The 12639-nt window shown below is 64.1% G+C and carries 10 protein-coding genes and 1 pseudogene; 5 read left to right on the top strand and 6 right to left on the bottom strand.

Translation table 11 applies throughout. The features are described 5' to 3' along the window. Positions 1–35 precede the first annotated feature (35 nt). From DF196_RS04520 to DF196_RS04500, 5 genes and pseudogenes are all read right to left on the bottom strand, one after another. Complete coding sequence (locus tag DF196_RS04520) at positions 36–989, bottom strand: succinate dehydrogenase/fumarate reductase iron-sulfur subunit (protein ID WP_109056732.1); 954 nt, start codon at positions 987–989, stop codon at positions 36–38. A gap of 186 nt (positions 990–1175) precedes the next feature. After that, a complete protein-coding gene (locus tag DF196_RS04515; RefSeq protein ID WP_109056694.1) occupies positions 1176–3203 on the bottom strand; it encodes an FAD-binding protein in 2028 nt (675 codons plus the stop codon). Between the two features lie 190 nt (positions 3204–3393). Beyond that, positions 3394–4926, bottom strand: coding sequence for a DNA-processing protein DprA (locus DF196_RS04510; RefSeq protein WP_109056731.1), 1533 nt, complete (start codon positions 4924–4926; stop codon positions 3394–3396). Positions 4927–5154: 228 nt separating this feature from the next. Beyond that, the gene (locus DF196_RS04505; RefSeq protein WP_109056693.1) at positions 5155–6684 is read right to left on the bottom strand and encodes a YifB family Mg chelatase-like AAA ATPase; all 1530 of its coding nucleotides are present in this window, start codon (positions 6682–6684) and stop codon (positions 5155–5157) included. 20 nt (positions 6685–6704) lie between these two features. Then, positions 6705–7139: pseudogene (locus DF196_RS04500) on the bottom strand (YraN family protein); the annotation flags it as partial. A gap of 401 nt (positions 7140–7540) precedes the next feature. Between DF196_RS04500 and DF196_RS04495 the strand changes: the two are divergent. The 4 genes from DF196_RS04495 (at position 7541) to DF196_RS04480 (ending at position 10971) form a co-directional block, all read left to right on the top strand. Further along, positions 7541–8221, top strand: coding sequence for a response regulator transcription factor (locus DF196_RS04495; RefSeq protein WP_109056691.1), 681 nt, complete (start codon positions 7541–7543; stop codon positions 8219–8221). Next, positions 8218–9534, top strand: a complete 1317-nt coding sequence (locus tag DF196_RS04490; RefSeq protein WP_109056690.1) for a sensor histidine kinase — start codon at positions 8218–8220, stop codon at positions 9532–9534. Before DF196_RS04495 ends, DF196_RS04490 begins: the two co-directional genes overlap by 4 nt. Next, positions 9531–10178, top strand: coding sequence for a hypothetical protein (locus DF196_RS04485; protein WP_146194702.1), 648 nt, complete (start codon positions 9531–9533; stop codon positions 10176–10178). The genes DF196_RS04490 and DF196_RS04485 overlap by 4 nt, the downstream gene beginning before the upstream one ends. A gap of 121 nt (positions 10179–10299) precedes the next feature. Next, a complete protein-coding gene (locus tag DF196_RS04480) occupies positions 10300–10971 on the top strand; it encodes a hypothetical protein (RefSeq protein WP_109056688.1) in 672 nt (223 codons plus the stop codon). 34 nt (positions 10972–11005) lie between these two features. Here DF196_RS04480 and DF196_RS04475 read toward each other — a convergent pair whose 3' ends face one another. Continuing rightward, positions 11006–11683: a hypothetical protein gene (locus DF196_RS04475; RefSeq protein WP_109056687.1), complete on the bottom strand. Its 678-nt coding sequence runs from the start codon at positions 11681–11683 to the stop codon at positions 11006–11008. A 181-nt stretch (positions 11684–11864) separates the two neighbouring features. On the opposite strand from DF196_RS04475, the gene DF196_RS04470 reads away from it, so the two are divergent. Further along, positions 11865–12626, top strand: a complete 762-nt coding sequence (locus DF196_RS04470; protein WP_109056686.1) for a hypothetical protein — start codon at positions 11865–11867, stop codon at positions 12624–12626. The last annotated feature ends 13 nt before the right edge of the window (positions 12627–12639 follow it).

Below are 12639 nucleotides of genomic sequence, written 5' to 3'. Positions count from 1 at the left end.
CTGCCACCATCCGGCAGACTATGCGGGCACCGTGCTCAGCGTTCGCGCACCTTGGCCACGATCTGCCACATCTCCTCGCCCACATCGATGCCGCGAGGGCAGTGGCGCGAGCAGGCGCGCACGGACTGGCAGGCGGCCACGCCGTCCGCCGTGTCGATGTCATCCATGCGGTCCATGGCCTTGTTGTCGCGCGAATCGTTGATGAACCGGGAGGACCAGATCAGCGCGGCCGGTCCGATGAAGGCATCGCCGCCGGCGAACACCGGACAGGAGCCTTCACACACGCCGCAGGCGATGCAGTTGCTCAGCATCTCGTACTTGGCGAGCTGATCGGGGTGCTGCAGGTATTCGAACACGTCCACCTTGCCTTCGGAGGTGGTGGCCAGCACGCCGTCCGCCTCGAGATAGGGGGTGAGCTTCCTGATCTGATTCAACATCGGGTCGATATCCGCGATGAGATCACGCTGCGGCGGGAAGCCGGGCAGGGGAGCGAGTTCGATGACGCCAAGCGAACCGTCGTTCGCAGAATCCCCGGCCTCGATGTCAGTGGCGTCGTCGGCGGTCTCGTCTCCGATGTGGCGGAATCCCTCATCATCCACCTGCGGCAGGGTGCCGGGCTGCTTGGCCCAATCCCGGATGGAGGCCGTGCACAGCAGTGTGGGGGTGCCGTTGATGGAGACGGCGTCCGAACCGCACATGCCATGACCGCAGGAATAACGGAAGGCGAGCGTGGGATCCATCGTGCGCTTGATGGCCAGCAGGCAATCGAGCACCGTGTCCTCGGGGCGCGCGGGAATCGTGTATTCCTGCACCCACTGCTTGCCGCGCGGGCGGCGACGGGCGGCGGAATCCGAACCACCGCCGAACGGGGAGCTCTTACGGGCGAACGGGCTGCCACCGCGTGCGCGTTCGGCGCGTTCGGCGCGTTCGGCGCGCGGCGTGAAACGATGCACCTGCAGGGTAACCGTCGTGTTGTTCGCCTCAGCCATCATCTGCCTCCAAAATTCCAATAATCAGCCAACCTATTGTGCCACAAGCCATGGGCGGGGTTTGTGCCGTCACGGATTCGTGTCAAAGACCGGCGGTTTCTCCACCGGCTCCTGCCGGCCGGCCAAAGGGAGCGGGCTCCTCGGTAAGGGGAGCCCGCAGGGTGTCTGGTATTCGTCCGGTATTCGTCAGTATTCGCGCTTCTTGGGCGGGTAGTCGGCGATATGCACCGGCTGCCAGGAGATATGGTGGGTGAGGGACGGTTCTGGTTCGCTTTCGCTGGTTTCGGCGATCGCGGTGCGCAGACGGTCCTGCTCCTCCGGAGAGAGCAGACGAATCATGGAGTGGGCGAGGAACCGCTCATCGTCGCGCTCGGGGTGGTCGGTCCGGTACATCGCGCCACGGGATTCCTCACGTGCCCCCGACGCCGCGAGCACGGCACCGGCCAGCTCGATCAGATGGCGGACCTCCCAGATCGCGGTGATTTCCTGATTGAACGCGGCAGTATTGCTGTGCGCACGCAGGGCTTCGGCCGCGGGCCTGAAGGTGTTGAGATGTTCGCTTGCCGTGGTGATGGATTCGGCGTTGCAACGCACGGCAAGCGCACGGTCCATGAGCGAGCCGAGACGGGCCATGAGCTCATACGGGTTGCCATCGGCCGGCAGGGCATCGGCGTCGGAATCGCCGTCGGAACCTGCGTTGCCGGCCAGCAGATCGGCCAGTTCCGTCTCACGACGAGCCTTGGTCTGGTCGACCGCTTCGATCAGCGTCTCATCGGCCGAATCGTCGCCCATGGGGGAGTCCACCGGGTTTTCGGTGATGCGTGCGGCCATGGTACGGCCGGCGCGCGTGCCGAACAGGCAGGCATCCAGCAGGGAGTTGCCGCCCAGTCGGTTCGCACCGTGCACGGAAACGCAGGAGCATTCGCCGGCTGCGAACAGGCCGTTGACGACGGTGCGATCGCCGATGGCCTTGGACGGCGGCAGGACGCCGTCGATGAGCCATTCCGGATGGGCGTTGGCCAGATTGTTGTTGTCCGGTTCGTTCCAGCGGTATACCTCACCGTCGGTGGTGATGGGGATGCCGCCCATCGTGTAATGCGCGGTGGGTTTGATCGGCACCCAATCCTTGGCCGGATCGAGGTTCGCGTACTGCTCGATGGTCTCGACCACCTGCGGCAGGGCCTCGGCCATGTGCTCAGGGGCGATGCCGGTCATATCCAGCCAGACGCAGTCCTTCGGGCCGTCCGGATCCTTGGGGTCCGCAACGCCACGGCCGGCGTCGATCTCCGCCATGATGGAACGGGAGACCACGTCTCGGGCGGCGAGATCCTTGTGCTCAGGCGCATAGCGTTCCATGAACGCCTCGCCGTCCGCATTGCGCAGCACGCCGCCCTCCGCGCGGGCCGCCTCGGAAAGCAGGATGCCGGTATGTGCGAGTCCGGTGGGATGGAACTGCACGAATTCGATGTCCTCCAACTGCAATCCCGCGGCCAGTGCGAGTGCCATGCCGTCGCCGGTCAGATCCCACGAGTTGGACGTGGTATGGAACAGTCGGCCGGCGCCACCTGTGGCGATGAGCACGTTGCGCGCGTGGATGGCCTGGACTTTGCCCGCATGGGTGTCCAAGGCCACGATGCCGGCCGCCTGGGATCCGTCCTCGGTGAGCACCAGATCGGTCACGTACCATTCCTCGGCGAACTCGACGCCTTGGGCCACGCACTGCTGCCACAGCGTGTGAAGGATCTGATGGCCGATACGGTCCGCCGCATAGGCCGCACGCTTGACCGGTTCGCCGCCGAAATCACGGGTGTGGCCGCCGAACCGACGCTGGGCGATATGCCCGTCCTCGGTACGGGAGAACGCCACGCCCTGACGCTCCAGGTTGATCACGGTCTCCGGCGCGTATTCGGCGAGTAGACGGGCCGCGTCCTGATCGACCAGCCAATCGCCGCCCTTGATGGTGTCGTAGTAATGCCAATGCCAGTCGTCGGACTCCACGTTGCCCAGGCTGGCCGCGATGCCGCCCTCCGCGGAGCCGGTATGCGAACGCAGCGGCTGCAATTTGGAGACCACCAGGATCTTCGGGTCCACGCCCTGTGCCTTGAGATCCTCGATCTCAGGGGACCTGAGCAGCCCCAACGCCGCCGACAGGCCGGCCGCTCCGGCGCCGACGATCACCGCATCATACATATCTTCCAAACGTTTCGGACTCATGGTCTCGATTCTCGCACACCCGCCGAACAGTGGCTTTGACGGCATGAGACAGATCGCAACGACTGATATGCGAGAACAGGCATGACTGACTGGTATACGCGAGGCCAATATACGAAGCCGATATACGAAGGATTGGTCCGTGAAGGCCGGTTCGTGATTTTCATTCCGTGAACGCGGATCCAACCGCCGATCAGCGGACGCGGCTGCTTAGGGCGGCGGCGTCCGCCTTGCGATCGACCACCCCCTTGAGTTCCAGCGCGCCGAGCAGGCTCAGCACGGTGCCGATATCCGGGATCTCGTCGTCGGCCAGCTCGTGGGCCACCTTCAGCAGGGCATCCGGCGTGACGATGAGATGCCGTCTGCGGCATTCACGGATAAGACCCACCATCAGCCGCTGCGGTTCGGGCAAGGTGCTCACGTCGATGGGAGGAAGTTGCATTTCGGCATCGGCGGGTTCCCGTAGATCGGGCACCTGCCTGCGAACCCCGGAGGAGCCGGGTTTCGCGCGGGTGCGGGCGGGAGAGGCCTCAGCCTGGGCCAAGGTGGGTTGTCCGCCGGTGCCGGACCGTCCTAGGGGAGACCGGCCTGCTTCGCCCCTCGAACCGGCCTTGGCGGCACTGCTTGCGGGAGAAGAGACCGCATCGCCTGATGAGGAAGCGACGGCAGGTGTTGTTGTGGCCGCATCGTCCTGCCGGTCGTGCGCATCCTCGGTTTTCACGGCGAAGCCGGGGCATGCCGCCATGATTGGCTGATGACGCTCATGGCAGATGTCGTCGGTGGAGGTGGCGGCGCACAGCAGTATGGCGCGATGGTCGCTGATCATCTTGTTGCAGCCGGCGTTGGATGGCTGGTTGATGTCTCCGGGCACCGCGTACACCTCGCGCATGAGCTCGCACGCCCAGCCCGCGGTGTTGAGCGCTCCGGAACGTAGTCGAGCCTGCGCCACCACCAGTGTGGAGGACAATGCCGCGATGATGCGGTTGCGTAGCAGGAAACGCCTCGCCTCGGGAATCGTATCCGGGCAGTGTTCGCTGATGAGCGCGCCGCCCTGCGCCTCGATACGCTCGAACAACGTGCGGTTGCGCATCGGCCCGATATGGTTGAGTCCGCCCGCGAACACGGCCACGGTCTTGCCCACATTCGCGGGATTGCGCCCGTGCAGCGCGTTCAACGCGCCCCAATGGGCGGCGGCATCCGTGCCCATCGCCCCGCCCGACACCACCAGATGGCCGGCGGCCGCGGCCTGCTCGGCCACGGTGTGCGCCACGAAACGACCATACTCGTTCACGTCACGCGAACCCACGATGCCGATGGGCTTGGCGCAGCTCGTCAACGCACGGGGATCGCCCCGGATCCACAGGCACAGCGGCGGCGCCCAGTCGGAGCGGATCGCGAGATCGGCCAACTGGTGCGGCCAGCATGGATGGTTCGGCCCGATCAGCCACATCGTGCCGTCCGCAGTGAACCAATCGGCCAGATGCAGGATGTCCTGTGAGGGCAGGTCGCGCATGCGATTATGCCAGGAGGACAGGGAGGCGCGGAAGGTCTTCATCATGTCCGCGGTGACGCTTCGTCCCCATCGGGTGATGCCGTTGACGAACATGCGGTCGATGCGCGCCAACGCCGGCCCGGACACCTCGGAGGGATGGCTCGGATGCGACTGCGCCAGCGCGTGCCACAACGATTCCGCGCTGCCCGCGCCCTTGAGTGTGGCGTACATCATCACATCCGTGCCATCCAGACAGAAGGTGAGCGCGGCCCGGTACAGGGCGTCGACGGAAGGGGAGGGAATCGCCCGGCGTGCGGTGCCGGCGGGAGTCTCGGAGCCGCCGGTGCTGCCGGAGAAAACGGGAACTCCTGGGAGAACGGAGGCGGCGGTATCGGCAGGAGACGCGGATGCAGCTGAATCGACGGATTGGGAAGCCGTCTGAGTCTTATGATGATCGGTCATTTACATCCTCGTCCTTAACTCGATACCCTGATGGACATCCTGCTCGGTGGGCGAATACCGGCCGTTCAAGTCGGCGAGCGTCCACGCCAGGCGCATGGCCCGGTCTGCGCCACGCAACGTGAGCTGATGATTGGAGAGTGCCTGGTTCACCAGTTCCATGGCCTTCAACGACGTGTTCGCGTGCAGCCAGTTGCCGGAGGCCTGCGCGTTGCAGGTCCATCCGAACTCCTGGAACCTGCGTTTGGCCACCATCCGGGCTTCGATGACCCGTTCGCGGATCCGCGCGCTGGACTCTCCCGGAGTCTCGTTGCGCACCGCTATGCGGGAGACCGGCGGCACGGCCAACTGGATGTCCACGCGATCCAGGATCGGCCCGACCAGGCGGGAGAAATACTTCGTGCGGTCCTTCTCCTTGCAGGTGCAGCGCTCGCCGGTGCCGTAATAGTATCCGCACGGGCAGGGGTTCGCGGCCATGACGAGTTGGAATCGTGCCGGATAGTAGGTGCTGCCCTTGGCCCGTGACAAGGCCACATACCCGGATTCCAACGGTTCGCGCAGCGTCTGCAACGCCCGTGCCGAGAATTCCGGCGCCTCATCGAGAAACAGGATGCCCCGATGCGCCCGGGTAATGGCGCCCGGCATGGCGATGCCGCTACCTCCGCCCACCAGCGCCGCCGTGGTGGCGGTGTGATGCGGCGCCTCGAACGGTGGCACATCCGTGATGCCATACTGAGGCAGCGTGCCGCACAGGGAACGGATCGACGCCACCTCCAGCTGCTCCGGTTCGGTCAGCGGCGGCATGATGCCGGGCAATCGTGAAGCCAACATGGTCTTGCCCGCGCCGGGAGGACCGGTCATGATGAGATTATGGCCGCCGGCCGCCGCCACCTGCAACGCCCATTTGGCGTATTCCTGGCCCAACACCTCGCTCATATCGCCGCATGAGAGCGTTGCGGACGGCGATGATTCCGCGGATTCGTCATCGGCGAGTATCAACTCGGGAATGGTATAGGTGGCGTTGCCTCCCATGAGCTCGATGAGTTCGCCCACATGCCTGACGCCGATCACATCCATGCCGTCCACCATGGCCGATTCCTCGAGATTGCGGTACGGGATGATCATCTTGCGTATGCCGCGTTCCTCGGCATGAAGCATGATCGGCAGCAACCCATGGATGGGCAGCACCGAGCCATCCAGATTCACCTCGCCGAGCATGATGGTGTCCTCCAGACAGTCATGCCCGATCGCGCCGGCGGCGCACAGCACGCTGGCCGCGATGGCCAGATCATGCGAGGAACCGCGCTTGGGCATCGCCGCCGGGCTCATGTTCACGGTGACGCGCGTCTGCGGCCAGACGAATCCCGAGGCGTGGCAGGCGGATTTCACCCGTTCCCGGGCTTCGGACAGGCTCGTGTCCGGCAATCCGATGATGTTGAAGTAGGGGAGGCCCGGACTGATGAACGCCTGCACCTGCACGATGAAGGCCTTGAGCCCGACCAGTCCGACCGAGAGCGTTCTGCCGATGGCCATGCGTGGCTCCTTTCCGTATTTCAGAAGGCGTTGGGGATATGAAGCACCGAAGGACGGCCCAGATGCATCACGACGGTGATGACATCGAACCGCACGCCGGCATGGGGTACGCGATTGCGCCGGTCGACGAGCCATTCGCAGGCGGCGCGTCTGAGATTGCGCTGTTTGGCGGGCGTCACGGCCTCCTGCGGCACGCCATACTGGGCGTTGCGGCGGGATTTCACCTCCACGAACGCCACGATGCGTTCGGGAGTGAGCGCGACGATGTCCAATTCGCCATAGCGCGTGCGCCAGTTGCGAGACAACACGACCCATCCTTGGACTTCCAGCCAATTGGCTGCGTACTGCTCACCGAGGGAGCCGAACCGTTTGGCGCTCATGGTGCGGTCGCCCATCAAGGCGGCGAGATGATCCAGAGGCGAGGACGATCCGGCGTCGGGAACGTCCAATGAAGGTTGCCGATAACCGGCGACGGTGCCGGTCCGGTCGCTGGAATTGAAGTCGGTGTGCGGAGCATTGCCCGGACAGTCGAAGGGACGCGGGGCGGTCGGGCGGATATCCCGGTGGAAACGGTACGGGACGGAAGGCGGCGGTTCTGTGGCTATGGCATTCATGATTCCACTGTGCCGGGCGCGTGCATTCGGACACAAGTACGAACGGTGAATGTGGAGAACATGACGCGTCTTGGCGTGTTGTGGACAGCGTGTGGACGGAACCGCGGTTATCCACCTTTTGTTAGGAAGGTTTGCGGATATGTAGTCTTCTGGACGACAGGAATCGCCGTGAAGTCCTGCCGTGCGGTGATACGGTTGGAGTCAACGCTATACGATCATGGCGATCACAGGGGAAGCGGCATATGCAAGACGAAACCGAATCGACCCAGACGGTCCGCCCCATCGTGACCATCGGGCTGCTGGACAACGACGAGTTCTCCCTGGCGTTCCTTGAACGGTCCATTGGCGAACTCATGCCCGAGGCGCGCGTCATCTGGAAGACCACCTCCGGTCGTGACGCGGTGGCCCGCTGCCTGGACGCACGTACCAGCCCCAACGTGCTGCTCACCGACATGTCCATGGACGAGCTGTCCGGACTGGTGGTATGCAAGACCATTCGCACCGAGACCGCGCGCGTGATGATCCTCGCCGTCACCTCGTTCTCGTTGGCCGTGTATGCGGCGAAGGCAGCCGAAGCCGGGGCGCAGGGCATCGTGCCCAAATCCGTGGAGACGCCGATCATCCAGGCCATCCGCACCGTAGCCGCCGGTGGTACCTGGGGTGAGGGGTTTGAGACCGCGGCGGCGGCCCACGCGCGGTTGGGTGGGCGGCACACGCCGCGGCAACTGCTGCTCTCCGATCGTGAGGCCGAAGCCATGAACCTGTGCTCGCGCGGACTGGACACCGAGCAGATCGCCGAGAACATGCATCTGAGCCAATCCAGCGTCAAGACGTACCTCCAACGGGCCATCCGCAAACTCGGCGTCACCACGCGAGGCCAGGCCGTGGCCCTGTGGACCGGCGCCTCGGAAGGCGAACGATGAACGCCGGCATATCGGCTCCCGGCGGGGAGGGCGGGCGCGTCGGCCGGGACAACGGGCCCGCGGCGGCTGCCGGAATCGGATCCGGGGAACCGGCAATCACGTCCGGCAGTCCGGCGGACATATTCCGCTGGCTGCGCGCGCACTGGTTCCGACTGGCCATCGCCGCGTTCGCACTCGCCGCCACGCTGGTGGAATGGTCCGTGATCCCGCCGATCTATCCGCTGAACTTCCTGTTCTCCGGACTCTCGGTGGTGGGCATCCTGCTCTCGCCCTTCCTGCCTCGCATCTCCGGCTGGCTCATCATCGTCACCGTGGTGGCGCGACTGTTCGTGCTCGACCTGTCCGGTCCGAACCCGCTGTGGGCCGCGTATCTGGCGCTCGCGATCATCGGGTACGACAGTGCGATACCGGTGGCCGTGGCGGCGCTCCTGACCGTCGCGCTCGCCGAATGCATACCGGTGGCGCTCAACACGTTCAATGCGCTGTCCGCCACATGGATCGGCATGGTCAACTACATCGGCATGTTCACGCTCGCCACCATGGGCGGCATGTCCTTCCGCTGGCGTCGGCAACGCGACGAGATCCGCGAACAGGCCATGGTGCTGGAACGCCGACAATGGCAGCTGGATACGTTGCAACGCAACACGCGACTGGCCTCGCGTATCCACGATTCGGCCAGCGGCGGACTCTCGTACATCGCGTTGACCGCGCAACGGCAACTGCGTCGCATCGGCAACGACGCGGAACATCAGGCCGAGCGTCAGGATTGGCAGTTCGTCAACGACCAGGCCCTGGCCGTACTGGATGAGATTCATCACGTCATCGATCTGCTGGAACAGCCCGAACGAACCAGGCAATCCGCGCCCCGCGTCGGCCGGCATCAAGATGCGATCGACACGGCGATACGGGACGCGAGGGCCAAGCTCGGGCAGTTGGGATTCGCGGGCACCATCGAATCGCGCGGCGAAATGCCGCAGGATTACGCGGACGAATCGATCGAGGCCGCAGCCAATCTTCTCGGCGAGATCGCGGCCAACATCACCCGGCACATGGGTCCGGCCCAAGGTGAGTACCGGTGCGTCATCACGTACGGCGACGGTGCCATCGAAATCATGGAAACCAACCCGATCATGCCGGCGAACAGGAGCGCCGGACTCAAACCGCACGGCAGCGGACTGATGATGCACCGGCGCATCATCACGCGGCTCGGCGGCGAACTCAATACCAGCGCCGAGGACGGCGACTGGGTGCTGTACGCGCGCATCCCCGCCGGGACAGGAACTGTCCGGCCGAAATCGGGGCGTGCATCATGAAACGGGTCATGGATGCCGAGCGGACCGACCATGATGATGAGACATTCGCGGATGCTGACACGACCGAGTCGTCCGAGATGCGGCACCCGGAGTCGGGTTCGAACAAGAACCGCACCAGCTGGATGCGGCGACAAGGCAGTCGTCGGTGGCGTACCACAGCGGCCGTAATACTGGCGCTCGCCGCCATCGCCGTGACGGTTGCGGTCTCGCTCCTGCCCGAACCATGGCGGGATGTGCAGTCAAATGCGAAGACGGGCACGAACGACCCGCTGCCCACCACCAGCGAACATCCGGACTTCACCGGACCGCACAAATACGAATTCCTCAACGCATGGAACAACCTGCACACCGAGCTGGGACGTGACGCGCTGAAAGACGGCGTGGTGACCGACGACGAACGGAGCGAGGTCTTCTTGGCATACAACCAATGCCTGTCCGTCTACGGCTTGCAGTCCCGGCCGTTCGTGGATGAGAACGGCAAGACCAATGGGCAGACGGTGGTGTCGATCCGCGGGTCCATGAGCAGCGAACAGCAGTCGGACGTCATCGACCAGTGTGCCATCGACTCCGATTACCGGTGGATCGAGCCATTGGCGGCATATGGCAGCGACCATCCCGCCGCATTGGGTGATATGCAGCGGTGACGGCCGCAGACGCCTTTTGTCATCCTGGGGACGACGTCTATCCGCGACATATGCGGCTTCTTTCCGTACGGTTGACGGTGGAGCGGCGCATGGGCACGGCGAGATGGCAAGGAGGCTGGGCATGAAGGGCGAACGAATGAGGTGTCGGCTGGCGGCGGTGACGTTCACGACACTGTGCGTGGTTGGCATGGCCTGCATGCTGGCGGGCTGCGCGGGACAGGCCTCGAATGCGGGAGACGGTTCGGCCGCCGGAACGGCAGACGGATACGATCTCAACGCGCACTATTCGGCGGAACTCAAACAAGCCCGTGCGCAACTCAAGGAGCAAGGCGACGGCTTCGCCGTGGGGATACTGGAGGATGGCGTCATCACCCAAGCCGAACTCGCCGAAGTGAATGACCGCATCGTGCAATGCCTGACCGATTACGGATACGCGAAGGACTCCATCGATATGGGCGAGCTCGGCTCGATGAGCGTGCATCCGCCCAGCGGCATGACACAGGAGGAATCCTCGGCCTGGGGCGGGTCGGTGAACCAGGACCTGCAGACCTGTGAGACCAGGGACGGCGCGCGTACCATATGGCAGCTGGCCAGCGCCGTGCAGGCCAATCCGAACAACGACGGCGCCGACATCCGGCAGACCATCGTCGATTGCTATGTGCGCGAAGGACTGGTGGAGCAGTCGTACACCGTAGATGATTACGACCGGGACAGCCGCGAGGGCACCGGACCGTTCTCCGACGCCCGACGAACCGATGCGGGGTATCGGCAAAAGCTCGAAGCATGCGGATGATGATCGACGCCGGCCACCAACAGGGCCGGCGTTTTCACTTGCGCGGGTCGTCATTGCATTGGATCCAGCTTTCGTAGTTCTGCTCGCTGTAGTACTTGCCGCCGGGGTTGGTGAATTGTTGGCTGAACTGTAAGTATTCCTCGCCGTCCGCGTCGACAATCGGAACATCCTCCGCGGTGAACTCCGGGCCGACCGCACCCTTGCGCTTGAGGCATTCCGCCAGATCCTGACGTACCTCCTCCGCGGTGCGGTTGCGCAGCTCGCCATCCGGATCCTGAGTCAGAGCGTTGTACAGGTGCGTGATGAAAAACTGGCCCGATTCCTTGGAACAGACGATGTCCTGCTCATTGAACCGCTGCTGCTCGGCGTCGCCCATATCGCCGGCCTGCATCTGGGCGGAACCATCCGGATACACGTAGTCGTATACGAACCCCGCATCCGCCATACACGACTGGTACCGGCTCGCCACTTCCGTGGCCTCCGCCTCGGTGATTCGCTCGTCGCGCAGCACATCCTGCGCGAACATGTTGCCGTTTTCGCGGGCTTGGTCATAGGACCGGCGGAAGTCCTCGGCCCATGGTCCGGAGAACGTCGGCTCGGCTTTTGCTCCGGCCTGTGGCGTGGATGCCGGACCGGTGCATGCGGCGGTGGAACACGCCAGCGCGAGGGCCAGCAGTGGAGCGGCGACCTTGGTGATTTGCGGGCGCTTCATCGTGCATCGTTCCTTTCCCGGACCTCGATGTCCGTTCCGATATCTTCAGGCTATGGGTTGTGCTCGGGACCGGCGAGCGGAGGTGTAGTCCCAGCGACTACAGGGGAATTGCGGGCTTTGCGGATGCCGTGCCTAAGCTGAAATCGTGACAAGGAGGTCCGTCGTGGACGATGGAGGGGCGATGAACGGAAAAACGATGAAGGCGAGCAGCGTCAAGCGATCGGGCTGTTGGGGAGCCCGTCGTCTGGTTGCGGCCGCGATGATCCCACTGGTCCTGTTGATTGCGGCGTGCGGGGCGCCGGCGAACAACGCGAACGGTGCGGCGGGCAGCGGCTCAAAGCAGACCTCCGTGACCTGCAAGGCACCGGACTTCACCGGGCCGTACGCCAGCGAATTCAAGGGCGCGTACGACCAGTCCAAAACCGAGTTGGCCAAGCGCATCCTCGAGGACTGCCAAATCACCGATGCAGAACTCAACGAGATTCTCGATGCGCAGAACCAATGTCTGGCACCCTACGGATTGGTCGCCACGAAAGGCCAACTCGCCCGACTGCGGGAAAGCGCGTTGAGCGATGAGGAGATGAACCAGAAGAATTCGGAATGCGCCGAGAAGACGGATCTGTGGAACGTCGAATCGATGTATGACGCGATGCAGGGCAACCCGGACAACCTCGACGCCGAGGCGCTCCATAAGGCGTCGTATGAATGCCTCAAGACGCACGACCTGCTGCCCAAGCCATTGACCGAACAGGAATACCTGGACATGGAGGTGAGCAACTCGCAAGGTCTGAGCGAGGAACAGATAGCGGAAAGGATCCGCAAGTGGAACGAGTTCTACAACATCTACATGGAGTACAACGACGACGGCACCCGCAATCCGAACTACGACGCCGCCAAGGCCACGCAGTTCTGGCAATGCCAGACCGACCCGATGAACCAGTGACGCCGCGACGACG

The sequence above is a fragment of the Bifidobacterium callitrichidarum genome (assembly GCF_003129905.1).
Lineage (GTDB): Bacteria > Actinomycetota > Actinomycetes > Actinomycetales > Bifidobacteriaceae > Bifidobacterium > Bifidobacterium callitrichidarum.
The sequence above is the reverse complement of the archived record's forward strand: the minus strand, read 5'-3'. Positions and strand labels throughout refer to the sequence as shown.

Coding starts and splice junctions, on each gene's coding strand:
- DF196_RS04520 (WP_109056732.1), bottom strand. CDS start 989: ATGGCTGAGGCGAACAACACGACGGTTACCCTGCAGGTGCATCGTTTC.
- DF196_RS04515 (WP_109056694.1), bottom strand. CDS start 3,203: ATGAGTCCGAAACGTTTGGAAGATATGTATGATGCGGTGATCGTCGGC.
- DF196_RS04510 (WP_109056731.1), bottom strand. CDS start 4,926: ATGATGTACGCCACACTCAAGGGCGCGGGCAGCGCGGAATCGTTGTGG.
- DF196_RS04505 (WP_109056693.1), bottom strand. CDS start 6,684: ATGGCCATCGGCAGAACGCTCTCGGTCGGACTGGTCGGGCTCAAGGCC.
- DF196_RS04495 (WP_109056691.1), top strand. CDS start 7,541: ATGCAAGACGAAACCGAATCGACCCAGACGGTCCGCCCCATCGTGACC.
- DF196_RS04490 (WP_109056690.1), top strand. CDS start 8,218: ATGAACGCCGGCATATCGGCTCCCGGCGGGGAGGGCGGGCGCGTCGGC.
- DF196_RS04485 (WP_146194702.1), top strand. CDS start 9,531: ATGAAACGGGTCATGGATGCCGAGCGGACCGACCATGATGATGAGACA.
- DF196_RS04480 (WP_109056688.1), top strand. CDS start 10,300: ATGAAGGGCGAACGAATGAGGTGTCGGCTGGCGGCGGTGACGTTCACG.
- DF196_RS04475 (WP_109056687.1), bottom strand. CDS start 11,683: ATGAAGCGCCCGCAAATCACCAAGGTCGCCGCTCCACTGCTGGCCCTC.
- DF196_RS04470 (WP_109056686.1), top strand. CDS start 11,865: ATGAACGGAAAAACGATGAAGGCGAGCAGCGTCAAGCGATCGGGCTGT.